Annotated in this window: 16 protein-coding genes; 10 read left to right on the top strand and 6 right to left on the bottom strand. The window is 54.9% G+C overall.

The genetic code is table 11. From position 1 onward, the window contains the following. Nucleotides 1–306: 306 nt before the first annotated feature. From CA54_RS16285 to CA54_RS16255, 7 genes are all read left to right on the top strand, one after another. Nucleotides 307–2,877: a hypothetical protein gene (locus CA54_RS16285; RefSeq protein ID WP_146371865.1), complete on the top strand. Its 2,571-nt coding sequence runs from the start codon at nucleotides 307–309 to the stop codon at nucleotides 2,875–2,877. 3 nt (nucleotides 2,878–2,880) lie between these two features. Further along, a complete protein-coding gene (locus CA54_RS16280) occupies nucleotides 2,881–3,903 on the top strand; it encodes an ABC transporter ATP-binding protein (protein WP_146371864.1) in 1,023 nt (340 codons plus the stop codon). Continuing rightward, a complete protein-coding gene (locus CA54_RS16275) occupies nucleotides 3,896–5,554 on the top strand; it encodes an ABC transporter permease (protein WP_197532506.1) in 1,659 nt (552 codons plus the stop codon). Before CA54_RS16280 ends, CA54_RS16275 begins: the two co-directional genes overlap by 8 nt. 118 nt (nucleotides 5,555–5,672) lie before the next feature. Next, nucleotides 5,673–7,352, top strand: a complete 1,680-nt coding sequence (locus CA54_RS16270; RefSeq protein WP_197532505.1) for a HEAT repeat domain-containing protein — start codon at nucleotides 5,673–5,675, stop codon at nucleotides 7,350–7,352. A 629-nt stretch (nucleotides 7,353–7,981) separates the two neighbouring features. Continuing rightward, nucleotides 7,982–9,142: a DUF1559 domain-containing protein gene (locus CA54_RS16265; protein ID WP_449342982.1), complete on the top strand. Its 1,161-nt coding sequence runs from the start codon at nucleotides 7,982–7,984 to the stop codon at nucleotides 9,140–9,142. Between the two features lie 136 nt (nucleotides 9,143–9,278). Then, nucleotides 9,279–9,746, top strand: coding sequence for a hypothetical protein (locus CA54_RS16260; protein WP_146371861.1), 468 nt, complete (start codon nucleotides 9,279–9,281; stop codon nucleotides 9,744–9,746). 248 nt (nucleotides 9,747–9,994) lie between these two features. Further along, on the top strand, nucleotides 9,995–11,656 hold the full coding sequence (locus CA54_RS16255) for a tetratricopeptide repeat protein (protein WP_146371860.1): 1,662 nt from the start codon (nucleotides 9,995–9,997) through the stop codon (nucleotides 11,654–11,656). A 66-nt stretch (nucleotides 11,657–11,722) separates the two neighbouring features. Here CA54_RS16255 and CA54_RS16250 read toward each other — a convergent pair whose 3' ends face one another. After that, a complete protein-coding gene (locus CA54_RS16250; protein WP_197532504.1) occupies nucleotides 11,723–12,355 on the bottom strand; it encodes a CPBP family intramembrane glutamic endopeptidase in 633 nt (210 codons plus the stop codon). Nucleotides 12,356–12,780: 425 nt separating this feature from the next. Then, the gene (locus CA54_RS16245; RefSeq protein ID WP_197532503.1) at nucleotides 12,781–14,646 is read right to left on the bottom strand and encodes a DUF11 domain-containing protein; all 1,866 of its coding nucleotides are present in this window, start codon (nucleotides 14,644–14,646) and stop codon (nucleotides 12,781–12,783) included. 638 nt (nucleotides 14,647–15,284) lie between these two features. Here CA54_RS16245 and ggt point away from each other — a divergent pair. Together ggt and larB are read left to right on the top strand one after the other, a co-directional pair. Next, nucleotides 15,285–16,979, top strand: a complete 1,695-nt coding sequence (gene ggt, locus CA54_RS16240; protein ID WP_231963087.1) for a gamma-glutamyltransferase — start codon at nucleotides 15,285–15,287, stop codon at nucleotides 16,977–16,979. 60 nt (nucleotides 16,980–17,039) lie between these two features. Further along, complete coding sequence (gene larB, locus CA54_RS16235) at nucleotides 17,040–17,816, top strand: nickel pincer cofactor biosynthesis protein LarB (protein WP_231963086.1); 777 nt, start codon at nucleotides 17,040–17,042, stop codon at nucleotides 17,814–17,816. Nucleotides 17,817–18,003: 187 nt separating this feature from the next. Here larB and CA54_RS16230 read toward each other — a convergent pair whose 3' ends face one another. Together CA54_RS16230 and CA54_RS16225 are read right to left on the bottom strand one after the other, a co-directional pair. Continuing rightward, the gene (locus CA54_RS16230; protein WP_146371856.1) at nucleotides 18,004–18,810 is read right to left on the bottom strand and encodes a carbohydrate-binding family 9-like protein; all 807 of its coding nucleotides are present in this window, start codon (nucleotides 18,808–18,810) and stop codon (nucleotides 18,004–18,006) included. A gap of 52 nt (nucleotides 18,811–18,862) precedes the next feature. Further along, on the bottom strand, nucleotides 18,863–20,383 hold the full coding sequence (locus tag CA54_RS16225) for a CehA/McbA family metallohydrolase (RefSeq protein ID WP_146371855.1): 1,521 nt from the start codon (nucleotides 20,381–20,383) through the stop codon (nucleotides 18,863–18,865). Nucleotides 20,384–20,718: 335 nt separating this feature from the next. On the opposite strand from CA54_RS16225, the gene CA54_RS16220 reads away from it, so the two are divergent. Continuing rightward, nucleotides 20,719–21,486, top strand: coding sequence for a carbohydrate-binding family 9-like protein (locus CA54_RS16220; RefSeq protein ID WP_146371854.1), 768 nt, complete (start codon nucleotides 20,719–20,721; stop codon nucleotides 21,484–21,486). Nucleotides 21,487–21,627: 141 nt separating this feature from the next. Here CA54_RS16220 and clpB read toward each other — a convergent pair whose 3' ends face one another. Then, entirely contained in the window at nucleotides 21,628–24,243 is a 2,616-nt protein-coding gene (clpB, locus tag CA54_RS16215) for an ATP-dependent chaperone ClpB (protein WP_146371853.1), read from the bottom strand. Between the two features lie 330 nt (nucleotides 24,244–24,573). Beyond that, nucleotides 24,574–26,202, bottom strand: a complete 1,629-nt coding sequence (locus tag CA54_RS16210; protein ID WP_146371852.1) for a CTP synthase — start codon at nucleotides 26,200–26,202, stop codon at nucleotides 24,574–24,576. Between the last annotated feature and the right edge of the window lie 33 nt (nucleotides 26,203–26,235).

Genomic DNA, 26,235 nt, shown 5'->3' with positions numbered 1-26,235 from the left:
GAACGTCGGCACGACGGCAATTCATACAGATGGAGAAGGTAGTTTAACAAATGCAAGGTTGGTGAGTAATGCCGGGCGTGTCGCTTGAGGGCGATCTGATCAAAAGCCGGCTTTCTCCGCGGTGCCGACATTTGGCCGTTGCGTTTTTCGCTGGGTTGCGACAGCCAATATCGATCAGTACAATCGCCAATAAATACCAGTAAAATCGTTGGAATTGACAACTGGATTCGCGACCTGTTGAAAAGCCCCTCAGACAAAGGAACGCGACGCCTTACCTTTGTCTTATGAAGGCCTGGCCTGTCCATCATGCGCAATAACTTTGTGATCCGTCTGACAACCTTGTCCATCACATTGATGTTGGTTCTGGGTTTGACTCGATCTGCATTCAGTCAGGCCGCTCCCGCAGCGGATGACTCATCGGAGGTCAGGCTGACGCTGGAGGCCAACTCAAGGCTCGGCAGTTTTACATATGTGCCTGAGCATTGGGGCGAGTTTTCCCTGCGGCTGGAAAATGATGGGGACACTCCTAAGGAGCTACTTTGCACCAGCTATTTTGATGGTGCTTCGACTCTTCAGTATGGCAGAAAAATCTGGTTGCCTGCTCATTCCAAGTTAGTGCTTTCTCACCCCGTCTTGTTCCCCACAGCGGACAAATTCCCCAGCGGTCGCGCGAACGTGATCTCTTTGCTGTTTGATCAATCGCAGGGGAAAGAGGTATTGCTCAAAAATCGTGCCGGGCTACTTCAGCACAGCCAGGCATTATCGATTACTCCAGACGGTCGAAATACCGGAATTGTGTCCGGATGGGATTCGGCCGGGGACGTGCCGAGGGAAGTCGTGGACCTTGTCATCGCAAACCGGGTCTACCAAGGGCTTAATAATCGGGTCAGTTTTCTGGCAGGTCAATTTCTGCCCGCTGAGGAAAATGGCCTGGATCACTTGGACCATCTAGTGATCGCTGACGATCGCCTTGTGGATGATTTGGCCGCTCTCACAGCTGTGCGACGCTGGGTGCACTCCGGGGGACGGCTATGGATCATGCTCGATCGGACCGGCCCGGAGCTACTGGAGCGGTTATTTGGTGACGAATTTCAAGGAACGGTTGTGGATCAGGTAGGACTTACGTCCGTACGGGTCGATGATCCACCCTCGCTGCAGGTTCCCGAAGGGATCGTGGGGCAAACCTTGGAATACGATGAGCCGGTCCAAATGGCACGTGTCGATGTGCCGGGCATGACTGTCTGGAACACCGTCAATGGATGGCCTGCCGCACTGACCGGATCCTATGGCGACGGACGCGTGCTGATCACCACACTCGGCCCGCGGGGCTGGATGAAATTGGCTCCTCCGCCACCGCCCTTCAAACCTACAAAAACGATGAAGACACCACCTCCCGGCATGGCCGAAATGGTGGCAAAATTTGCCCCGCACGGGCCGATGGAAGACATTGCTCCTTTTATCTTCGCCAGACGCGATGACGAACCGCTTCCTCCAGAAGCGTTGGAAGTGTTCGCAAAAGAGTTTGTCTCCTACGAAGTCCCGTCGGCGACGCTGATTATTGGTTCAATGTGCGGTTTCTTGATTCTCCTGGCTGCCGCCGGAGTTGGGTTATGGAAATTGGGCCGTCTAGAACATTTTGGCTGGTGCGGTTCCCTATTAGCAATGATTTTTGCGATGCTGTTCTTCGGCGTCGGACTCTCGAATCGTCATGGGACGACTGAGACAATTGCAGATGTCCAGCTTGTGCAGGCCATTGCCGGGACAGACGATGTTCTGTCGCATGGAGCCATTGTGGTCTATCGGCCTGAAGGGGGAGACGACCAGATCCAGACATCCCAAGGGGGCGAGTTGATACCGAACCTGACTGGGGAAAGCGGAGAAACGTCTCGGATGGTTACGACCGATCTAGGGACTTATCACTGGGATGGCCTGACCCAGCCGACCGGTTTAGCGACGTATCAATTCGTTGCGTCCGGCGAAGATGCCGACCGGCTAGAAGCGCAAGCAACACTGGACGGGCAAGGAATTGTGGGCAAATCTTCCGGCAAAATGTCCACAGGCTCAGACGCTATGGTGGCGACGCGTCGCGGACGGATCAGCGCACAAATGGCCGAAGGTGGCAACTTCACAGCGAGTGCTGAAGATGTCTTGGAGCCGGATCAGTTCCTCAATGCCACTCTGCTGAATGACGCTCAGGACCGCAGACGGCGAATTTTGCAACAACTCTTCAGCGATCAGCGCTGGCAATCCTCTCTGGATCAACCCCAGCTTTTGGTCTGGGTCAATGACTGGGAGCATGGCTTTGATTTTGGGGACAATTTACAGCAGCAAGGTGACACGTTGGTCATTGCACCTTTGAAGTTCAGCCGCCCCCCTGCGGGGACTGACGTTGTCATTCCGTCGCCATTACTGGATTACGTCACAACTCGCCCACCGGACGGTTCATCCCCCTCAGGATTTTGGGACGACGGCCGACAAGAATGGCAGCCGCGTTCCAGTCTCAGTACGACGTGGCTCAGCGTTCAGGTCCCCCCGGCCTTCCTGCCGCTAACGGCTAACAAAGCACGCATCGAGATCGGTGTGTCGGGGCTCATGGGCCAGATTGAGATCCTGGGTGTCAAAGGCGATGAAGTGGTTAGCCTGGAAACCGTTACGGATCCCGTAGGGACAGTGGTTATTGATATCGACGACCCCGAGGCCTTGACGATTTCGGAAAATGGCGAACTCACCTTGGGGTTGAGCGCCGGTGTCCCCGAGGATGCCGCTGCAGCCGACGCCAATATTAATGCGGACACACCTGCCAATTCCTGGAAAGTCCATTCGCTTTCACTGCGACTCTGGGGCACTACATTAGACTCAACAAATGAAGAAGACTGACGCATGAATGCGAAAGCATCGCCTAAAAAGTCCGGCGAAAAACCCGTTCTCGACATTAAAAACTTGACGAAACGGTATGGTTCCTTCACGGCACTCAATGATTTGACCCTCTCCCTGGATGCGGGCCAAATCCTAGGTGTCATTGGTCCAAACGGCGCGGGCAAAACGACAACGATCAAAATCCTGGTGGGGCTCAGCCGCCCGACTTCAGGAACCGCCACTATTGACGGTGTGGATTGTGTCGAGGATGCCCGGGAGATGAAGCGATTGGTCGGCTATATGCCCGACAAATTCGGTTCCTATGACAACATGCGCGTCAGCGAGTACCTTGACTTTTTTGGTGCCGCCTTCGGGATGTCCACCGCGCAGCGCGCCTCGCGGATCAAGGATGTCATGCAAATGACAAATACCGAATACATGAAGGATCGGTTCGTCGAAAGTCTCAGTCACGGTATGCAGCAACGTGTGGGTCTAGCCCGCACGCTACTGCACGATCCCAAAGTCTTAATCCTAGACGAACCCGTCAACGGTCTCGACCCGCAGTCACGCATCGAAATGCGAGATCTGCTCATCGAATTGGCTGGGCAAGGAAAGACTTTGATGGTGACTAGCCATATCCTTCCGGAATTGGCGCGTATTTGTCAGCAGGTCGCGATTATTACCAACGGGACATTGCGAGCATTTGGGACGGTCGAAGACATCGGCAGCCTCGTCAGCCAGCAACGTACTGTGGAAGCGCACCTCCTCAAAGCAGAGGACGTGAAATCGGCCGCCAAAGTCATCCGAGCCTCTATCGAAGATGGTGCCGAAGTGGTTGAGGCTCGCGCCGAATCGATCGTTCGCTTTCGAACTGCGAGTACCGAAGAACAACTCGCCAAAATGTTGGTCAAGCTATTCAAGGCCGGTGTCTTCGTGAGCCAGTTTCGTGAAGTTCAAACGGACCTGGAAGAAGCGTTTATGTCGTTCACATCGACACCACCAAGTTCCTCAACAAAGAGCCCTGCTGGAGTAACGTCAGATGTTTAGTGCGGTGTTGAGGCGAGAGTTGGTCACGCCGCTGCGTCGCCGACGGATGATTGTTTTTCAGATTGCGATAGCGACGCTGTTTGCCCTGTTGATTGCCGCCCGCTGGCCAACCGACGGACAAGTCGCGCTGCTAGGAGCGCGCTCGCAGCAGATTTTCCGCTTGTTCGGATATGGGCTGATGGCCACGCTGCTGTTATTGCTGCCGGTGTTTCCAGCAGCGAGCATCGTGAGCGAAAAAATAAGTGGCACGCTGGGCCTGCTATTCAATACTCCGTTAGGTCCCGTGCGGATTTTCTTTGCAAAACTGCTGGCGTCGTTGTCGTTGGCGGGCATGATTCTCGCTATGAGCCTCCCAGCAGCAGGGGCCTGTTATTCGATGGGCGGCCTGTCGCTGTACGAAGAAATCGGAAAAGTCTACCTGTTGCTCCTGCTTGTGGCGCTGCAATACACGGCCATTGGCCTGCTCGTGAGCAGCTACGCGCAATCGGTCGACTCGGCGATTCGCATTACCTATGGCATTGTGCTTGTGACGTGCGTTTTGACTTTGGGCCCCCACTATTTCTTCCAAGGTACCGAAGGCAGTCTAGCCAGTCTGGGCGAAATGTTACGTAGTATGTCCCCCTTGGCGGCGCTGACGTCACTCACCGGTGCGGCGGATATTGGCGGCCAAGGGTTGATGACCAAAACAAACGTCATGGGACAATTCACGGTCTGGTCTCTGCTCTGCACCGTCGTTACGTCAGTTTGGACAATTAGTCGCCTGAATCACAAAATCTTCGACAAATCGCGGGCCTCCGGAACGATGAGCGATGACCTCTCCAAGTCCGGTCAGCTCCTGCGAAGAATATTCTTTCTGGTGGATCCTCAGAAACGGTCCCAGCCCATCCCGTTGTTTCTTAATCCCGTGATGGTCAAAGAGTTTCGCTGTCGCAAATTCGGGCGACTGAACTGGCTCCTGCGACTAGTCGCCGTCTGTGCGATGCTCTCCTTGGGACTCACATACGCGACGACCGCCGGCACGACTGACTGGGGCGTGGAAACGATTGGCGGCATCATGGTTGTGATGCAAGTCGCATTGATCGTCCTGATCGCCCCCAGCCTGTCCGCGGGGCTGCTCAGCACGGAACGCGAATTTGGAAGCTGGCAATTGCTACAGACAACACCCCTGTCCATGACCCGCATCATTTGGGGCAAACTGCTCAGCGCCATTTTGCCATTGATGCTCCTGCTTTGTGCCACCATGCCGGGATATATGGTGATTGCCTACATCGAACCGGGAATGAGCCTGCAGGTCCAGCGCGTCATTGTTTGTCTGGTGCTCACCGCATTTTTTGCAATGTCCTGCAGTGCGGCCGTCGGCTGTTTTTTCCGTCGCTCTGCCGTTGCGATTGCCAGTGCCTACGGAGTTTTGCTGTCCATCTGTTGCTTGCCATTATTGGTCTGGATGGGCAAAGACGCCCCGTTTGGACATCGTGTTGTAGAAACGGCTTTATCTTTCAGTTCGATTGCTGCTGCCTTTTCGGCGATCAGAATGCCAGGCTTTGATAACTACGATCTCATTCCCGCAAACTGGTGGTTTATGGGAATCGGATCGCTAATATCTTTGATCGTGTTGCCTGCCTGGGCCTATCATATTTCAAAACCCCAGTGAGCGACCTTGCATGTGTCATTACCGTCGGCTGAAATTGCTTTGTACAACGGCATGGCTTCTCGCCTCTCTCTGTTGTGCCGGGCAAGTGGCCTTTGCAGAAATCCAAACTGATTTCCTGATGGATTCCGATCCGGGGATTCAAATCCCCGAGCCTGTCAAGGATATCCATCCCAACCTGACAACGCTGTGGCTGGAGGCACTCAATCGCCCCGAGATCGACATGCAGCGCATGGCGGCTGAGTCGATCGCCCGCGCGAGCCAGCGGGACATTCCCGGTCTGGACAAAGCGGTTCCCCGGCTTGAGGAAATCCTCGTGGCTGAGGAATCGCACCCGACCGCACGCTATGCGGCGGCTCGCGCGTTGATTGCTCTGGACTCGCGTGCTTCGAGCGACAAGCTGCTCGAGACATCGCAGTCCCACGGAGCTGACTTGGCGCAACTCATTGAACCCGCCCTAGCCGCCTGGGAAAATCCCGCAGCAAAAACGGTCTGGGTGGAGCGCCTTGCCGCGAAGGAAACAGGCCCACGCAACCTGGTTCTGGCGATGCGTGGTCTCGGTGAACTCCAACACCAATCCGCTTTGCCTAGCTTGGTCGCGATTGCAAATGACCTGACACGCACTTCGGCCGTACGCCTGGAGGCAGCAACTGCAGCAGGAAAGATCGCGGAGTCCGGTCTCGAACAAGATGCGGAGCGTCTTGCTGGTGACACCAGAAGCCCTCGGTTCATCAATCAATTTTGCGCCATTCGCCTTCTCGCCGGTCATTCGAGTGCTGGAGCCAAGAAACTCATCACTGAGTTGGCCGATCATGACGAGCCAGCGATTGCCGCCGCTGCATTGAAACGGCTGAACGAGATCGATTACGCCCTGGTACTGCCCATGGCGGAAGAAGCGATGCAGAGCCCCGATCCGGAAGTCCGGCGGCTGGGAGCGCTGTCCATGCTGCAGCTTCCGGCGGTTGATCACATCGTGCCGCTCAGCAAATTGATGGCGGATCCGCACCCCGGAGTTCGCAGCGAAATCAGTGAGGGTCTTCTTAAGTTATCGGAAAAACCAGACCTGAACGAACCGATTCGCGCAGCCGCCATGCAGGTTCTCGCCGAAGACCGATGGCAAGGACAAGAGCAAGCCTCATTATTGCTGGGAGCACTCGAACACAAACCAGCAGCTGATCGGTTCATTGAATTGATGGAGTCCCCGCGCGTGGAAGTTCGGCTTCCCGCCACCTGGGCGCTCCGCAAACTAGCGGTCCCAGAGACCATTCCCGCCCTGATTGCCCAAGCCTCAGAATTGACCCAACGACGCAAAAGCACCAATCAACCGGGCATGGATGAGCAGGTGGCCCATCTGTTTGAAGCGTTAGGCGCGCTACAGGCAAAAGATGCCACACCGTTGCTAGTCCAGTATATCCCTAAGCGCGTCCGGATGAATAATCTTTCAAGAGGCTCTGCAATCTGGGCGTTGGGCCGGATCAACGAAGGCAGCCGCGATGAGAAGCTCGAAGACGCCTTCACCGATCGAATCCTTGATTTTGAGCCCCGCCCCAGCGAAGTCTCTCTCGTCAAGCAGATGTCTGCCATTGCTCTTGCTCGAATGCAAGCTGTCGATCACGCCCCGATGCTGCGTCGATTCGCGCTAGATGATTCACTATTTGCAACTTCAGGCAGTGACGATTCAGGGATGCGTCTGCGAATGGCTCTGCTCTGGGCTGTCAAGGAATTGACCGGCGACGAACTACCGACTCCCAAACCAATGACTATTGGTCAGGACAGTTGGTTTTTAGAGCCACTTCCCTAATGCCCCCAGGATTGAATTAGTCCAGCCTTCAATTTGGCATGACTTCACATGCGGGGAAAAAAAACAACGCGAACGCAAAATCGCAACAATGCAATCACAAACGACTTTCAAAGAACCATTTTTTGCTATGGATACTGCTTGAACTCACAATCGGTGTCTTTCATATCGATGGTCGTTTATAGCTCGGGGCATTTTTTTGATTTTGACGACAATTCCAGGAAATCACTTGACTTTCAGTCCCCGATTCGACATTCTAGGATGCTTCAAGAAAGTTTCTTTATTTTTTGTGTAACACAGCAATACGGCTATGGTTTAGCTAGTTTTGCTAAGATCATTTCTCAAGAATCCAAGCTAGTTAATCATCTACATTCGCCCGACTTGAATGGGCTGCTTCGAGCCAATTCTGGTCGACCAAGTGTTAGGTGAACTCGCAGTGGCTGTTTGCGGTGCCCTGGGTTGTGAATAGAGAGTTAGGTTTTTTCTTTTTTTATTCCAAGTCCGGTTTGGGCAAAATTCACGGTTTTAAACGTCGCCCCCAGTTAGGTCACTGCATTGCTTGGTTGAAGGCGACAAGTTGTTTTCTCTGTTTTCTCCGTTTTTCTGTCTCTTTTCCCAAAGGGGAACATTCCATGATGACACCGTCGAATCCGAAATTACGAAGTCGGCAACGAGCGTTTACGCTCATCGAGTTGCTGGTGGTGATTGCGATTATTGCAATCCTCATCGCGCTGCTCTTGCCGGCCGTTCAGCAGGCCCGCGAAGCGGCCCGCCGAACAGCTTGTCGTAACAACGTCAAGCAAATTGGTCTTGCATTCCATAATTATCACGATGTGTTTGGTCGCTTCCCGGCTGCCTTCTCAGCCAACGCTGGTGATTCAACCTTTGACATTGGCGAAGGTCCGGGACCACGGACCGATAGCGGCGAAATCGACAGTAACATCCATACGTGGGTCGAACGCATTTTGCCCTACATGGACCAAGGCAATGTCTACGAAGGTATTAAGTTTGATACCATGATGGGTTCACTCAATCCTGACGGAACTGGCGTTCCGACATGTGTTGGCGTGAGTACCAAAGGTGGAAACGCTTCTGGTGTGTGGACACAGGCTCATGATCCGGCTGCCCTGAACGCTGTTATCCCGGCGTTTATCTGCCCGTCTTCTCCGCACCCCTCAAACAAGGTTGCTCCGTACCTCGACGACTGGTTGAGCTCTGGCTACGGTGCCCAGGTTTATTACACCGGTGGTGCTTTGGATTACACCGGAATTGCTGACTGGCTGTCGTCCGACTTGAATGGCGGTCAAGGAATTATTGACATCGAACACGGTGTGGGCGAAGCCGGATCCGACGGTATTAAAATCGGTCAAATCGTCGACGGAACGTCAAACACGTTCATCATCGGCGAAAAGTCTTCTCCTGACTCAAAAGAATGGGTTTTGGGGAAACCGGTTAATGATCTGTTGGACGAAGGTACCGGCCTCATGGGACCGGCTTGGAATGACTGGCAGTGGAGTACTGGACACTTCTGGCGTGGACTCACACCTGGCGCTTGCCGCGGTGGAATGGGGTCTGCAGGTTACGACTTTACCGCTGGCTGTCCGGGTGGTCGTCCGGGTGGTACCTGCCTGATCAACTGCAATAGCAAGTATAACTTCTATAGCTTCCACACAGGCGGAGCCTTCTTCTTGTTCGCTGATGGATCTGTTCAGTTCCTCAGCCAAAGTACAGAACGTACCACCTTGTTGAACTTGCACGCTTTCCAAGATGGTGCAACTACGGGTGAATTTTAATCGTTTGCTGGCGAGTATTATTATACTTTCCTGCTGAGTTAGTTAGACCGTGAATTGCTCCACCAGCCCGGCGTCGGCCGGGCTGGTGGCTTTTATGTAAACAAATAGTTCACACTTGAGTAATGTCATACGAGGGATGATGATGTTTTTTCGTAAAGATGTTTTGCTGCTCCTGTCGGCCATGCTACTCCTTGCTGGCTGTGGTCATGAAAAAGAAATCAGCCAGCAAGAGATCGCAGAGCAAGCTGGCGTGGAGGTAGACGAACTCAAAGAAGTCGTTCCAGTTAGCGGGAAAGTCACCGTGAACGGGACACCTACAGGCGGCGTCAAAATTTCTGCATATACTGAAGCAAGCGGAGCGAAACCGGTTGCTGAAACTCAAACTAAAGCGGATGGAACATACTGCTGGACCAAATACGTTCCCTGCGATGGTATGGTCCCGGGGGAATACCGACTTGCGTTCAAGCACATCGCAGCGGAAGGCAAGGGGAAGGACGATGGCCCGGACCAGTTTGAAGGAAAATATCGCAATCCAAACAAAAATGATTTCACGTTGAGTGTCCAAAGCGGTTCCCCGCAAGTCGACGTCAACTACGAACTGTAATCAAGCAGAGCAGGCGTGTCCCTTTGTCGGGGAATAGGCTGCCAATACCCAGGCGGCCTACACGTTACTTTGCGCTCGCGAGTGAAGTTATTGATTGAGCGATGCAATTGGGGTGACTTGTATGCCATGACCATGGCGATGAATATGGTCATGGCTGCTGGTCTGTATTCTGAGGCTTGTCCGTGTCAGACACCTCTGCTGTAACATCACGGCCAGATGCGGTGCCAACCGATTCTGCGCGACGCTGGATGATCAACTGGCGAGTAGATTCTTTGTTGATTCTGCTCACGCCACTGATAGCAGTCCCAGCGGTGTTTCTGCTCTCATCATCCACCGTTGGTGTCGACGCCGCGACCATTTCCCTGATCGTAACGGCCTTCTTCGCCACCGGCCATCATTTGCCCGGGATGATCAGAGCCTACGGGGATCGCGACCTCTTCCAGCGATTTAAGCTGCGATTTATTCTTGCCCCTCCCCTGGTGTTCTTAGCGTATTTTCCGCTCTACAACTACCACTTCGATCTCTACCGACTGATCATCCTTGTGTGGGCGACTTGGCACGGGTTCATGCAGCTTTACGGCTTCGTGAGAATTTACGACGCCAAGGTGGGATCGACGGCCAAGGCAACGGCGAATTGGGACTGGTTGGTTTGCCTGTGTGGTTTTGCGACCGCCCGTCTCATGCGTCCAGAACAGGTCTCGAACACCTTAGGCCACTGGTATTCGGCAGGCGGCCCATTGATCCCACCGACATTGCTGACCACAGTGCGCTGGGGAGCGTTGGCAATTTGTGTTGCGGTGCTTATCGGCTTTACTGTCAACTATATCGTGCAATGGCGACGCGGACCGAAACCGAACCCCCTCAAGGTCGTGATGCTGATCAGCGGCATCGGCACGTGGTGGATCGCCATGTGCTTTGTGGATGAGCTAATCTTAGGCATTGCCCTGTTTGACATCTGCCATGATGTGCAGTATCTGGCGATTGTTTGGCTGTACAACTGCCGCAGCGTCAACGCAAACCCCAAATTGAACCGCTTCATGCGCTATGTGTTCCGCCGCGGAATGGTGTTGCTGTATTTGGGGCTGATCACTGCTTACGGGACCATTGGTTACATTGCCCCTCTGGTGAAGGATGGCACGATCAGCAGCATCGTTTACAGCGTACTTTTTACATCAACGATCCTGCACTATTACTACGATGGCTTTATTTGGAAAGTCCGCGAAAAAACCAACCAAGCCAATCTGGGCTTGGCCCAAGGTGCGGTTATGCCACGGAGCCAATGGTTCTCAGGCATCAGGTCTTCTCATGCTCTCAAGTGGGCGCCGGCGATTGTTGTCTTAGGCTTGTTATTCCTATCCGACCTGATTGACCCGCCGTTGACGACTGCCCAAAAAGACAAGATGGACAAGAGCTACGCTCAGACCGTTGTCGGCAAACCGATACGCCTTGAAAAACCAGAAGAGATCAGCTGGTTAAACGAGAAATTTCAATCAGCGCAAGACATTGCAGCCACCGTCCCGGACGACCGGCGAGCGCAATTGCGGGCTTCCATTTTATTGGCAAACTTCGGACGCAATAATGAGGCGGCAAATCGACTGGAAGAGCTGCTAAAACAGCACCCCGACTATTTCGACGCGCATACAATCTTGGCTGAAATCCATCTTTACCAGGGCAATCTCGAACAAGCATCCGACCGTTTTCAAACGGCGCTTTCCCTTGCCAAAACCGGCAAGGAACGCTCTGCCATCAACCTGAGACTGGGCGAAATCGATCTCCACAAGAAGGATTTTGCTGCGGCAAAAATCAGATTCCAAAAAGCTGTCGAAGACGACCCCCGCCTTTCAGCGTCCGTCGAAGCCCTAGAGAAGGCCAGCTCCCCCTCGCCCAGTCCCTATCCAACCGACGGTTAGTTCAAGCTTGATAGGTGTGACGCGGCTGCCTAATACCTGAGGTGCCTTCCCTTCAATAGGACTGAGCTACGAATTAAAGCTCAGGATGATCAAATTATTGATCCAGTGCGGAAGCAATGCGGCCCAGATTGATTTTGTGTAATGCACTGCGACTGAAAAAACAACGCCGTAAATAAACAGCGACACCAAAGCCGTGGCCAGCGCAACGCCTTGTTGTTCTCCGGACAGAAACCACCAGGGAAGATGCAGCAAGGAGAAGAGTAAGGATTCCAAGAGAATCGCACGCAACGTAGAAGTCACCGACTGAAGGTGCACCAAGATCACGCGGCGAAACATCATTTCTTCGACGAGCGGCGACACGATGATGAAATTAAACCAAATGGCAAATCCAACAGGTAGCGCGAATGTCCGTCCGGAATTTTGCGCCACAATCAAAACGCCGAATAAGCAAGACAATACCGCCCCCACCAGCAACCCCTGTCGCCAGTTCCGGCGGAATGCCCAAAAGTCTTCACGGTCCTGGACCACAAAATGAACATAGGCCAGTGCCGGGATGAGGACGACGGAGACGCGAACCAGGGCGCGGAGCAACGGCGAAGAAAACGGTTCGCCAACGAACGCCATCAAGACAGACCAGAGCGTCCAAGCGGCGAACATTCCACCAACACACCAACCAAAGAGACGCTTCGAACGATTCATAGGAGTCAGTTGATTCTCGGAATGGGCCAGTGGCATGATATCGAAGACCGGTACGAAGTTCTGAAACGCTGAAATAATCCGGGAAAAGTCATGCCGACTTGAAACAACACGACCCGCGTCGCCGCAAGTCATGATTCGTTCGCGTTCGCTAATTCTTGCCGCGAGAAATGAGAACCCAGAAATTCGGCAAGCGAACATTCGCCCCGAATACGGTCCCCTGGATCGATGGTAGTGACGACAGTCTCATCGAAGCGACCTAAATCGTAATCGCTTCTGAGCATTCTACTGACTTGGCGGTTTTGCACAGACGGTGAATCCTTCGAAAACCAGCCCGATATCAACACCAGGCCGTTCACGCGTGGTGAACGGCCTGGGCTGACGCTTCTGGATGATCGTGGGCGTAGGCCCTCGGATCACGTCTCTTTTTATTCGCCGTAGAACTTCGTCAGTTCTTCAACGATCAGTGGCTGTTGGATCGAGTCACTGGTCAACCGGGCACGGAACCGCAAGTTGCCCGCATCGCTACCGATGATGCGGAGCTGATAGGTCACCGTTTCCGACGGTCCCAATTCCGGAATCGAGCGGAAGACCAACAGGCCATTCTCAGCAATGTGAGCCGAGGGGCCTTCGGCGTTGATCAACTCGATACCGTTGGGCAGTTCGATGGAGATGCCCATGTTGGCGGCGGCTTTGGAGCCACGGTTTTCCACACGCACTTCGATCGATGTTTCTGCACCGACTTCGACCGGATCGTCCCGGTCGTCGACGACCATGACCAAGGCAGCACTGCCTTCGACGTTGGCAGCCATTTCGATTTCCTTGTGGCTGCCCTCATCCGATGTCACACGAACGTGGTGTTTGAAGTCACCAATGGTTCGGGCCAGCAATTCGATGTCCAGATCGACCGATTGTCCGGCGTCCAAGTGCCCGACATACCAGGTCACACCTTTGCCCGTTGAATCCGCTTTGCCGCCATTGCTGGCTTTGACAAACTCGAATCCGGCCGGGATTTCGTGGTAGACACGAACGTTGTTGCTAGCAGCACCACCGTCGTTGGTGACGGTCACACTGTATTTGCCACGGCGATTGATGTACCGCAGTGAAGGTCCGTCGATGTTCACGTCCAGACTGGGCGCGACAATGTCGATACGGGACGCGGCCCGTTGTTTCAAGCCGCCTTTGCCGGTGGCCTGTACGAGTACGATGTGTTCGCCACCGTTGACAGCCGCCATGGCGAGGCGGATCGAGCGGCTTTCACCCGGGCCCAATGAACCGACGCCGATGGACAGGTCGGTCCCTTTGGAATGTTTCAGTCCCTCGGGAATCGTGGCTTGCAGAACGACGTTGTGAGCCACACCAGTTCCCGGGTTGGAAACAGTCACCATGTGGGGTGTCGGATCGCCGATGACAGCAGATTCCGGTCCCTTCATTTCGATTTTCAGCAACGGTTCGTCCACTTGGAAATTGGCAATCGATGTTCCCGTGAAGCGAACATTCGCAGCCGTCGCCAATTCTCCCGGAATGCTTGGGATCAAGCGAATGCGAATTTCGGTTTTGGAACCGGCAGCCAATTCAGCGAATTCCCAGGTCAACCGCTCGACGCTGTTGGCCGGTTTGGGCTCGGCGTCCAGCAAGCGGACGGAGTTGGGGAATGTCGCATCAACAATGACTTCCTGTGCGGCAGCGTCGCTGGTGTTCTCAACGATCAGACTGCATTCGCATTCTTGACCGACATTGATTTCATCATACATTTTCCATGTCAAATTGACCGCTGGCGTTCCGGTCGAGTGGACGATGGAGTGTGCGGTGGTCGAGACACGCTTGTCCGCAGCGGACGGCTCAACAAAATCAATGGCCGGCTTGGTACTGGCCGAGTCGACCGCACGGGTCTGGTTGATTTTTGCACGAGCCCCTTCATCGAAAAAGTGGCCGGCGTTGTAAACCGGAGGTTTCGGAGCGACCTCAATTTTACCGGAGGCCTGACGAACTTTCTCGTCCCGACCCAATTGATTGTCACTACGGTGATCGGCGTGACGTACGTCTTTGACGTCGTCAGTTTTCACCTTCGCGGTGGCTTGCACCGCTTTCTCGTCTTCAGCTTCGAAGAGTTTTCGATAGTTTTTGACGGCGGTTGCACGATCGCGGCTATAGCGGCGTACGGCTTGGCTCGTTCTTTTTTTGGCACTCGTTTTTTTTGCCAAGAATTTTTCGTAGCGTGAGGCGGTGTCATCCACTCCCGCGTTTTGGTCTGCGGCCCAGGCCGCACTGGTCATTCCCACGATGGTTGCCATCGCGAGCATCCACATCCCGCTTCGCATCCTAGATACCTCATTCATTCAAAGTAGTGACCGGTCCGTTGCGACGAGTCATCCCGAAAACCGAAACATCGCTGACCGGTACTTGGCCCGGAAAAGTGGTTTTTGAGAGACGCTTTCTGAATTCTCCCGTAGGACCTTGAGGGTCCCCAAGAGGATTCAACTTCCGTCGCAGCCCTGTGGCAAAGCCGATGATTCATCACCGACCTAGACACACACAAATCATCCATTGTCGTTGGTATCGGTTGTTTCAATCGTACGGCTAAAGCCGATTTGGAAAGATTTGACGGTTTTTCCGATTGTGAGGCGCGAGCTAGGCTCAAGCGTTTCGAGATGCGCGGTTGAATCTCGACCGCCGAATCGACAAACTGGCTAAAACCAGTTTTAAAACCGGGCAGGGCTTGTTCCGGTACCTTGTAAGATCAGTTCACTTGCAGATCCGTGTCAGCGGGTCGTGCTCCAGGGTTTTGAAACGACTTGAACTGTGACTTGTTTGCTTTCCCCCTGTTTCCCTGTGTTTCCTGAGAACGGCGGCCGATATGCGGTATCTCCCGACCAGACAGCGACTGATTTGTGGAATTGCGGTCCTGTACCTTCTTTGTGGAGCAGCAATCTTGAGGGACTTTCAACCTTATCTCGATACGGAACAAGCCGTTGCTGACAGCGGCTACGTGCGGCCGGCGCCCAACGGACGCCAAAGCCGATCAGCAGTCATCGCCCAAAACGGCATCGTCGCCACCAGCCAACCATTGGCCGCGCAAGCGGGGTTGGATATCCTGAAAGCGGGGGGCAATGCCGCCGACGCTGCCATCGCTGCCAACGCCGTGATTGGGCTGACCGAACCGATGAGCTGTGGCATCGGCGGTGATCTGTTCGTGATCTATTGGGATGCGAAATCGCAAAAGCTATACGGCCTCAACGCCAGCGGACGCAGCCCCTACAAATTGAATCGCCAAGTTGTCGCCGAGCAAGGTTTGAAGCAGATTCCCACGCAAGGCCCGCTCGCCTGGTCGGTGCCGGGATGTGTCGATGGTTGGGCGGAACTCAATGAGCGGTTTGGAACCATGCCGCTCAAAGAGATTTTGCAACCTGCCATCGAATATGCCGAAGCGGGGTTTCCCGTCAGCGAAATCATCGGCCTCGGTTGGAAAGGCTCGCTGCGATCGCTCAGTGCTTGGCCCGACTCGGCGAAGACCTACCTCCCCGGCGGGAGCGCGCCGGCTATCGGGGAAATTTTCAAAAATCCCAATCTAGCTGCCAGCTACCGTAAAATCGCCGAACAAGGCCGCGACGCTTTTTATCATGGAGACATCGCTAAAACGATTGTCGACTTCAGCGAAAAAAACGGGGGCTATTTTTCCCTCCGCGATTTTGAAGATCATACCTCGGAATGGGTCGAACCGGTTTCAACAAATTACCGCGGCTACGATATCTGGGAACTCCCCCCCAATGGCCAGGGGATTGCGGCGCTGCAGATTTTGAATCTGTTGGAGCCATACGACATCAAATCGCTGGGGCATAACAGCCCGGAATTCGCACACCTATTCGTCGAAGCGAAAAAGCTGGCCTTTGCCGATCGCGCGAAATTCTATGCCGATCCAACCTTCAACAAACTGCCAACCGCTGAGTTGATCTCCAAACCCTATGCGGACCGCCGCCGCCAATTGATTGACCCTGCTCGGGCAGCGGCCAATGTGCCGGCGGGCGATCCGATCCTGCAAAATGGTGACACGATCTATCTGACCGTCGTCGACAAAGACCGCAATTGCTGTTCGTTGATTCAAAGCAACTACTACAGTTTCGGCTCGCAGGTCGTGCCGGGAGACGTGGGGTTTGTCCTGCAAAACCGTGGGGCATTGTTTTCGCTGCAAGAAGACCACCTGAATCGCTTAGAACCACATAAACGTCCCTTCCACACGATCATTCCCGCCATGGCGACGAAGGATGGAAAACCGTGGCTGTGCTTCGGTGTGATGGGGGGCGACATGCAGCCGCAAGGACATGCGCAGGTGTTGATCAACATGATCGATTTCGGCATGGACGTTCAAGAAGCCGGGGATGCGGCGCGTATCCGGCATTTGGGCTCGCGCACACCCACCGACATTCCCATGGACGCCGCAGGCGGAACTGTGAATGTCGAACCGACCATCCCGCAATCGACGATCGATGCCCTGCAAGCCAAGGGGCATCGTGTCGAACGCTCCGTCGGTGGCTTTGGCGGTTACCAAGCGATTATGATTGACCACAAGCAAGGCACCATTCATGGCGGGACCGAACCGCGTAAAGACGGCGCCGCCGTCGGCTATTAGACACTCCACCACCAAAGCACCCGCTCAAATAGCGGGCAGAACAACGCGAAATAGAATCACGTGGAAATCGAAAAAACACAACTGTTGGAACTGCTCGAATCACTCAGTCGCGGCGACGTCTCCCCCGAGGGGCTGATTGAGCAATTGGAAACGGCGCGGAGCGTTGGCACACACGATGCACAGGTCGATGTCGATCGACAACAGCGCTGCGGCTTTCCGGAAGTCGTCTTTTGCGAGGGGAAAACGGCGGCGGCAATTGCCGATATTTTTCGCGTGTTGATCGCGCAGGAGCAGGACTGTTTCGGCACACGACTGTCAGCCGACAAAGCTGAGAGTTTGCTGGAATGGTTTCCCGAGGCCCAGCACAACGGCGTTGCTCGTACGATACGAATTCCTCAACCCGTTCTCCCCGAACCGGTCGGCAATGTAGTGGTGATCACTGCCGGAACCGGTGACCGTCCAGTGGCGGAGGAGGCGGTCGAAACCGCGCGTTGGATGGGCTGCAACGTGCGGTTGATTGTCGATATCGGTGTGGCCGGTCCGCACCGCTTGCTGCAGGAGAAACCAAATTTCGTCGGCGCCGATGCGGTGGTCGTCGCCGCCGGGATGGAAGGAGCTTTGCCCTCAGTCGTCGGGGGACATGTCGCTTGCCCGGTGATCGCCGTTCCCACCAGCATTGGTTACGGCGCCAGTTTCGGCGGTTTGGCGGCACTGTTGGGCATGATCAATAGCTGCGCCGCCAACGTCACCGTCGTCAACATCGACGCCGGTTTCAAGGGAGGCTACCTCGCCGGCCTGATCGCCCACCAATCCGCACCGCGAGTTTCGCCATCTTAGCGGTGCAATTTAGCCACAGATTGAACACGGATGAAATCTGCTCTTGGAACACGTCGGATCCCAAACTCTGGTTGGGATCGTGATGAATATAAAAAAACGCTGTGTTTGATCTGTGTTTCATCTGTGTTTCATCTGTGTTTCATCTGTGTTTCATCTGTGTTTCATCTGTGGCCAATGATGCCGGAGCCTATTTCGTATCACGTACCTCCTGTACGGGGCGCGTTGCGTCCGAAAATATGACGCGGCCGAAATCTTGCGGGCGGTGGTATTGAGGTTTGGTGGATGTTCCCGGTGACCATTGGCTGTACTGGCTGTTCGTGTTGCCGCCAAGACGATTGAGATTGAGATGCCACACATCGTCCGGTAGCGGCCGTGTGTGCTTGGCGACGTGGGCGAACGCGGCAAAGGGAATTGCTGCTTCGAGAATCCATAAGGTGTCCGTGTCGCTGTCATTGTTGAGCGTGCCGACAACCGATGTTTTGATTTGGATACCCTCAGCGTTCCAATTCGTCTCAAGCGGCGTTAATTTTTTTGAGGGGTGGTACCCGTCTAAGTGCGCCCCGCGGACGTTCATTTCAATATTGAAATAGGCCATCGGCAGATCGGGATTGGGAGCGGTGAAGACCTCAACGCAATCATCTTCCCAGACGTCGCTATCATGCTTGGTCCGCGTGCCGGCGATATGTGCGTCCTGGCAAATAAAGGAGACGTACAGGTTTTTGTCGTCCCACAGAAATTTCGCAACCGTCTGCTCCCGCTTGCCCGATTTGTACCAGGCAAATTGAAACTCTCCCACGCTCGGCGCCGCAAACCAACCAGGTTCGTCCAGCTTGCCATCAATCGTGATCGGTGTTGCCGTACGATAGATCGTGTAAGGCGCCGGCTTAACCTCACGCGGCGCCGCCTTCAACAGGCGCGTAGCAATCGGTGCCGCACTCGTCGCCGATAGCAACATGGCAAAGAGCACAAAAAGAAGACGGCGTGGGAATGACATTCGCGTAATCCTAATTCATTGAACTGAACGGGTAGGTGATTTGTCTTTGTGACTATTCCGCATTGGCGGCCTCAACGCGATCTTGCCAGAATTCGCGTGCCGTTGTGTGATGTTTCAACACTGCACGCCGCATCTGGGGATCGGTCAACTTCACGCGGGCCGTTCGTTCCTCGACCCAATCCACGAAGAACTGCGCCGCCGATTTGCTGACCCGCTGCGGCTCATCACCAATCTCCACATAATACGGTGCCGTCGAGGCAAAGCGAAACGTGCGTGGGTTTTTGCAGCGAACCCGAATCAAAAACCATCCGCTACGATCGAAGGTGATCGCCGACAGTTCACCGGAGTAACTTTTTGCATGGGGCGTGAGGGACTGAACCACTTCGCCGTTTTGGATGACCTCAATCACATCCATCTCATCCCGGCCAGTGATGTCGGCAACGAGGTTGATATCAAACTGCCCGTTGGCTTTCGCCTTGAAGATATGTCCGGGCAACTTACCGTTGGCGGTGACTTTGAGAAGCGGACCGTTGGTGACAAACGACCGGCCGTTGCGGAGACCTGCCCACCAAGCCTCATAGGTCAGCTCGCCGTCTAGTTGCACATAGACGCGGTTGTATCCCACTGGATTGGGCAACACGCCTGACGCACTGCCGGCCGACGGTGGAATCCGCAAGCCGCTGTTGAGGATCTTGTAGTACAACTCTTGCGTCCACATTCCATTGCCGCGCGGGGCGGGAAGCCGTGTCTCGTCGCGCGGTTTGCCCCAAGCTTCATCTTCGTACATGCGGCTGCGGCACATGTGATTGTTGGCCAGTCCGATAGAGTCGACTTGCTCGCTGGCCAGCCAAATCGGCACATCCCACCAAAAGGGTTTTTCAATATCGACCCACACTTGGTCGTGTTGTCGCGCGGTTTGGAGAAACGCCATCGGCGAGGGGAACTCGCGTGTCGCCCCCATGATTTCTAATGGCCGTGCGAGGTTGAAGTACAACAAGGCCCCCCCTTCGCGTTCATCTTCACCGGCCATCAGGTGATAAAACCGATTGCCGTCGAAACGGACGAGCAGTGGGTCGGGAATCGCTTGGTCCTTCCAAACATTGCGATCGTTCCACCAGGTAACCACCGGAGCAACATGCAGATCCTCAGCCTGCATCAGTAGTTCGATATCCTGCACGTCCCGATGGACATGCAATTCCCCCGACCACCACCCCGCCGCTGCCATGTTGGTGATGCGGGCGATGGTGATAGCAACGTCGTTCTTCGCACCGTCGACGACCGTGAACATCCCGGTCGCTGCAACGTACTCCGGTCCACGTTCCACTTCGTAGGTGTATTCCCCCGCCGGCAAGTCCAGCGTCGCCGTCCCCGGGCAAACAAAGTGATCGCGATAACTAGGAAGCGCCTCGCTCAACACCGCTTCACCAGCAGAATCCCGGAGATGCACACGACAAGGCACCGCCGCCTCGGTGGCAGTATCCACAACGTTGATCACCACCTCCGCCCCCGCCAGCGATCCCATCCCAGAGCACCACAACAGAGCCGCGCAGAGCAAAACCCAAAACTGGTTCATCAGCCTTCCCCCTTGAGTACGCACCGCATGCTGCAAATCAGACGACGGTCACATTGCTAACCTACGACGCCTGACAACAATCGGCAAGCAAACGACTTATTGGAATATCATCCCCGAAAGAAAAAAACCTCGCGCTAAGACTCCAAGGCGCAAAGGTTCCACAGCCAGACTGTCCTCAATATTTCTTTCTCTTTTCCTTCTTTCTCTCTGCGCCTCCGCGTCTCTGCGCGAGACCTTTTTTTAAAGTCACATCACGCATCACCGGCTTTAGCAGACGCTAGAATCTCGGTACACTGCAAGCCGGACAATGGCGATCCCTTTTCAACGAGAATATCATGCACCGATCCTGGTTTCCCCTCCTGGCCGTTTCTACGTTTCTAGTAACGCCGATAACAGCTGATGAGCCGGCAACGAAATTCCAACCGCCGACTTACGACATCCTCCGCACCGCCGAGCCGATCCAACTCGACGGCAAGCTTGACGAACCAGCCTGGATTGCCGCTCCGGCGATGGGCGATTTGCACTTCACTTGGTACAAATCGGGCCGCAAAGAACAGTCGGTCGCCAAAATGCTGTGGGACGACAAATATCTGTACGTCGGCCACATCTGCCAGGACGCCCACATCACCGCCCGCCACAAACAGCACGACGGGCCGATCTCGCAGGACGATTGCTTCGAGGTGATGTTCGCCCCCAACCCCAAAAAACCCAACGTCTATTTCAACGTCGAGTGGAACGTCATTGGCGGCTACATCGACAACCATCGCCCGAACGGTCCCAAGCAACCGCGGGCGAAGAAATGGGACGCGGCCGGCGTCAATATCGCCGGGACCTACGTCGGTACGCTCAACGATGACAGCGACACCGACGGTTATTGGATCGTGGAAGCCGCCATTCCGTTCGAGAATTTCCGCAACTACATGCCGCACACCCCACCCGAGCCGGGGACCCAATGGAACCTCAATCTCAACCGCCATGGCGGCGACACAAACATGCAATACAGCCAATGGTCCCCAGCCGACACCGACGTCCCCAGCTTCCACACCCCGCACCGCTTCGGCCATGTGATCTTTTCTAATCGGCGGAGTCCGTTTGGGGAGTAGCGATTGGTCTTACTCTACCCTGGTTCCCAAACTCCGTTTGGGAACCCACTTTCCAGAAGCTCTGCTTCGAACGAGAACGTCCTACCGCCCAAGGCCTAAAGCCTACAGCCTTTTGCCTCCGTGCCTCCGTGGTGAACCCCACTACGAAGTCGTAAACACAAACTCCCCATCCTGCGCGTCGATGTGAATCGTCGTCCCCTCGGCGAATTTGCCGGACAGGATTTCGTTCGCCAGTGTGTTTTGCAGTCGCTGTTGAATCACCCGCTTCAGGGGCCGTGCTCCATAAACCGGGTCGTAACCTTCGTTTGCCAGTTGGTCCTTGGCTGTATCGGAGATAGTGAACCCGTAACCGGCTGTCTCCAATTGCTTGGTCAGGTTTCGTAATTGCAAATCGACAATTTGGCGGATTTCCGCTTTACCCAACGGGTGGAACACGATTGTCTCGTCGATGCGGTTGAGGAATTCCGGCAGGAACTCCCGTCGCAACGCTTCCATCACGCGGTTGTGGATCTCTTTCTCGTTTTCCTGACCAGCCAAGTCCATAATCGTTTGGCTGCCGATGTTGGAGGTCATCACCACAATGGTGTTGCTGAAATCCACCGTGCGGCCTTGGCTGTCGGTCAGACGGCCATCGTCCAACAGTTGCAACAACACGTTGAACACGTCGCGGTGCGCTTTTTCGATTTCATCGAGCAATAACACGCAATAGGGCCGTCGGCGGACCGCTTCGGTGAGTCGTCCTCCCTCTTCGTAGCCAACATAGCCGGGAGGCGCGCCGATCAACCGGGCGACGCTGTGTCGTTCCATGAATTCGCTCATGTCGATGCGGATCATCGCCCGTTCGTCGTCGAATAAGAACTCGGCCAGCGCCTTGCACAACTCGGTCTTGCCAACACCGGTGGGCCCCAGAAAGATGAACGACCCGATCGGTCGGTTTTGGTCCTGCAGTCCCGACCGCGAGCGGCGTACCGCATTCGAAACGGCTTCGACCGCTTCCTGTTGGTTGATCATCCGCTGGTGGATGCCCTCTTCCATGTGCAACAGTTTTTCGCGTTCCCCCTCCATCATGCGGTTGACCGGAATTCCCGTCCAGGTGCTGACCACGCGGGCGATATCTTCCTCGTTGACATCCTCGCGCAGCAACCGCTCTTCGCCGGAGTCCTGGATTTCCTGAAACTGATCCTCCAACTCCGACAGTCGGGCTTCCGCCTCTTTGAGATGTTGTTCGGCTTGTTGGGCGGTGATGTAATCTTCGTTGTTGTTGGTTTGCCGCGCGCGATTGAACGCCTGTTCGTACTCCGTCCGCAAACGGTCAATGTCTTCTTTGAGCGGTTGAATACTCGATAAGGTTTCCTTCTCCGCCTCCCAGCGCATTTTAAGCTGATTGACCTGTTCCTCTCGATCGGCAATCTGCCGCTGCAGGTCTTCAAGTCGTTGTTTGCTATCCGTGCCGCTCTCTTGCGCCAGTGCGGTGGCTTCGATTTGCATCCGCGTTAGCTGCCGCGTGGCCTCGTCGACCTCAGCGGGCATCGAATCGATTTCCATACGCAAGCGACTAGCCGCTTCGTCGACCAGGTCGATTGCTTTGTCCGGTAAAAAACGATCGGCGATGTAACGGTCCGACAGCGTCGCAGCGGCAATCAAAGCTGGATCGGTGATCCGTACGCCGTGATGTGATTCATATCGTTCCTTTAAGCCCCGCAGAATCGAAATCGTATCCTCGACGTTCGGTTCTTGGACCATCACCGGCTGGAACCGTCGCTCCAAGGCGGGATCCTTTTCGACATGCTTGCGATACTCATCCAGCGTAGTGGCCCCGATACAGTGCAATTCCCCGCGGGCCAATGCTGGTTTGAGCAGGTTGGACGCATCCATCGCTCCCTCTGCGGCCCCGGCTCCGACGACCGTGTGCATTTCATCGATGAACAGGATCACGTTGCCTTCCGCTTCGGTGACTTCCTTGAGGACCGCTTTGAGTCGATCTTCGAATTCGCCACGATACTTCGCTCCGGCGACCAGCGCACCCATGTCAAGTGAGACCACGCGTTTGTCTTTGAGGCCGACCGGCACGTCACCAGTGACGATACGATGCGCTAACCCTTCGACGATGGCCGTCTTGCCAACGCCTGCTTCGCCAATCAGCACCGGATTGTTTTTGCGCCGCCGCGAAAGGACTTGGATCACGCGACGAATTTCGGTATCGCGGCCGATGACCGGATCGATTTTTCCGCGGCGAGCGATTTCGACCAGATCGTGCCCGTATTGTTCGAGAGCTTGGTACTTGCCTTCCGGGTCTTGGTCGGTCACTTGTTGTCCTCCACGAACGGTTTTCAAGGCGGCCAGAATGGTATCGTTATCAATACCGTGCATGTCCAACAAACGTTTCGCCTGATCGTCGACATCGGCCAGCGCTAGCAACAGATGCTCGGTCGAGACATACGCATCCTTCATCGTGTCAGCCAGGGATTGTGCTTTTTCCAAGACTTGCATCGCCGGACGACTCAGCCCCACGTTGCCCTCGGCCCCGGTGACTTTGGGAATGCGGTCGATCTCGCCATCGACGATTGACGAGAGCTGTTGCAGGTTGGCGCCGATCTTTTCGATCAACGGCCGCACGATGCCCTGTTGCTCGTCCAATAGTGCTTTGAGAAAATGAATCGGTGCAATTTGTTGATGGCCATGTTCCATCGCGAGCGACTGCGCACGCTGCACCGCTTCTTGTGCTTTGACGGTCAGTTTTTCAATTTGAAATGCCATAGCAAAACTCCTCTTGTGTATTGAATCACTATTCTACGCGCGCAGCGGTTCTGGCTCCAGGTTGCTCAAGGAATTTAAACCCGCTCGACTCGCCCGGTATTTACTACGTTGGAATCAAGCAAAGTTCCGGGAGGATTTCGAGAACAGGAGGATGAAACGGCGGAGAGGGTTTTCGCACTGCAAGCGATTTGCCACCTGCCCCAATCCGCTTCCATCCGAAACGCGGCGCAGCATTTGCCACGTCACTTTGGTAAGGCGACTCACCTGCCCTCCGCCGGATGGTGTGCGCGACGCACCCCACTGCGCGGCGACTGCCGACGTGGAGCGTTTCTAGAATTGTGCCTGGTGTTGTCGCTGGTGGTGGTACTTGATGGCTGCTTCGACAAAACCGGAAAACAACGGATGCGCCGCCGTCGGTTTCGATTTGAACTCCGGATGAAACTGCACGGCCACAAACCAGGGATGCGCCGGGACTTCAACGATCTCCACCAACTTGCCGTCGGGACTGGTCCCGGAGGGAGTCATGCCTGCTTCGATGAATTGCTGTCGGTAATCGGGATTGAATTCGTAGCGGTGACGGTGGCGTTCTGAAACCTCGGTCGTCTCATAACATGCCGCAGACCGGGAATCCTCGGCCAGTCGGCAGGGTTGCGTCCCGAGCCGCATCGTGGCCCCTTTGGTTGTTACCGACCGTTGTTCATCGAGCAAACAGATCACGGGATGCTCAGCCTCATCGGCAAATTCGGAACTGTGCGCGTTGGTCAAATTCAGCACATTGCGGGCGAATTCAATGACCGCGCACTGCATCCCCAGGCAGATGCCGAAGTAGGGGATTTCGCATTCGCGGGCAAAGCGAATCGCTTCGACCTTCCCCTCAATGCCCCGTTCGCCAAATCCACCCGGACAAAGGATGCCATCGACCCCTTGCAGCAAAATCTCGGGGCCTTCCGCCTCCAAGGCTTCGGCATCGACGCGCTTGACCAACACCCGCGTCGAATTCGCGATGCCCGCGTGTTCCAACGATTCATAAATCGATTTATACGCGTCGCGGTGTTCGATATATTTGCCGACTACGGCGATGGTCACTTCGTGTTGGGGGTTCCGCAGGCGATGGATCAAGTTCCGCCATTCGCTGATATCGATCGGCTGGGCGGGCAGCGCCAGTTTGTCGACGATCAATTGATCGAGTTTGCTTTCCACCAGTCCCAACGGGACTTCATAAATCGAAAAGTCCTTGTCCCGTTCCTCAATCACGGCTTGTTTTTCCACATTGCAGAACAGCGCGATCTTCTCGCAGTTGTCGCGTCCCAACTCACGCTCGGTCCGCACGATCAAGATATCGGGTTGAATACCAATTTGCCGCAACTGCCCCACGCTGTGTTGTGTTGGCTTGGTTTTGGCTTCCTGTGCTGCCTTTAAGTAGGGAACCAATGTCAGGTGAATGAACAAGCAGTTGTTCTTGCCGACATCCAATGGAATTTGCCGAATCGCTTCCAGAAACGGCAGGCCTTCGATGTCTCCGACTGTGCCGCCCAATTCCGTAATCACCACATCCACATCCGGGCCGCCGAGATTGATCACCGCTTCCTTGATCGCGTCGGTGATGTGCGGCACGACTTGTACGGTATTGCCCAGATAGTCGCCACGCCGCTCTTTTTCGATCACACTGGAATAGATTTGGCCGGTGGTGTAGTTCGATTTACGCGACAAGGGACTGTTGGTGAAGCGTTCGTAGTGCCCTAGGTCGAGATCGGTTTCCGATCCGTCGTCCAGCACATACACCTCGCCGTGTTGAAACGGGCTCATTGTGCCGGGGTCGACGTTGATATACGGGTCCAGCTTCTGCATCCGCACTTTGAGTCCGCGTTGTTCCAACAGCAAACCAATGGAGGCCGAGGTCAGTCCCTTTCCCAAAGAACTCACCACACCGCCGGTTACGAAAATATGCTTGGTCGTCATCCTGAACTTTCAGCCTGAAGGAACGATACGCGT

The organism is Symmachiella macrocystis (assembly GCF_007860075.1).
In the GTDB taxonomy this organism is placed as follows: domain Bacteria; phylum Planctomycetota; class Planctomycetia; order Planctomycetales; family Planctomycetaceae; genus Symmachiella; species Symmachiella macrocystis.
This window is presented reverse-complemented; position numbering and strand designations above follow the sequence as displayed.

Bases quoted from the DNA above. Each gene is read 5' to 3' on its own strand.
- CA54_RS16285 (WP_146371865.1), top strand. From the start codon at position 307: ATGCGCAATAACTTTGTGATCCGTCTGACAACCTTGTCCATCACATTG.
- CA54_RS16280 (WP_146371864.1), top strand. From the start codon at position 2,881: ATGAATGCGAAAGCATCGCCTAAAAAGTCCGGCGAAAAACCCGTTCTC.
- CA54_RS16275 (WP_197532506.1), top strand. From the start codon at position 3,896: ATGTTTAGTGCGGTGTTGAGGCGAGAGTTGGTCACGCCGCTGCGTCGC.
- CA54_RS16270 (WP_197532505.1), top strand. From the start codon at position 5,673: ATGGATTCCGATCCGGGGATTCAAATCCCCGAGCCTGTCAAGGATATC.
- CA54_RS16265 (WP_449342982.1), top strand. From the start codon at position 7,982: ATGATGACACCGTCGAATCCGAAATTACGAAGTCGGCAACGAGCGTTT.
- CA54_RS16260 (WP_146371861.1), top strand. From the start codon at position 9,279: ATGATGATGTTTTTTCGTAAAGATGTTTTGCTGCTCCTGTCGGCCATG.
- CA54_RS16255 (WP_146371860.1), top strand. From the start codon at position 9,995: ATGATCAACTGGCGAGTAGATTCTTTGTTGATTCTGCTCACGCCACTG.
- CA54_RS16250 (WP_197532504.1), bottom strand. From the start codon at position 12,355: ATGAATCGTTCGAAGCGTCTCTTTGGTTGGTGTGTTGGTGGAATGTTC.
- CA54_RS16245 (WP_197532503.1), bottom strand. From the start codon at position 14,646: ATGGCAACCATCGTGGGAATGACCAGTGCGGCCTGGGCCGCAGACCAA.
- CA54_RS16230 (WP_146371856.1), bottom strand. From the start codon at position 18,810: ATGTCATTCCCACGCCGTCTTCTTTTTGTGCTCTTTGCCATGTTGCTA.
- CA54_RS16225 (WP_146371855.1), bottom strand. From the start codon at position 20,383: ATGAACCAGTTTTGGGTTTTGCTCTGCGCGGCTCTGTTGTGGTGCTCT.
- CA54_RS16220 (WP_146371854.1), top strand. From the start codon at position 20,719: ATGCACCGATCCTGGTTTCCCCTCCTGGCCGTTTCTACGTTTCTAGTA.
- clpB (WP_146371853.1), bottom strand. From the start codon at position 24,243: ATGGCATTTCAAATTGAAAAACTGACCGTCAAAGCACAAGAAGCGGTG.
- CA54_RS16210 (WP_146371852.1), bottom strand. From the start codon at position 26,202: ATGACGACCAAGCATATTTTCGTAACCGGCGGTGTGGTGAGTTCTTTG.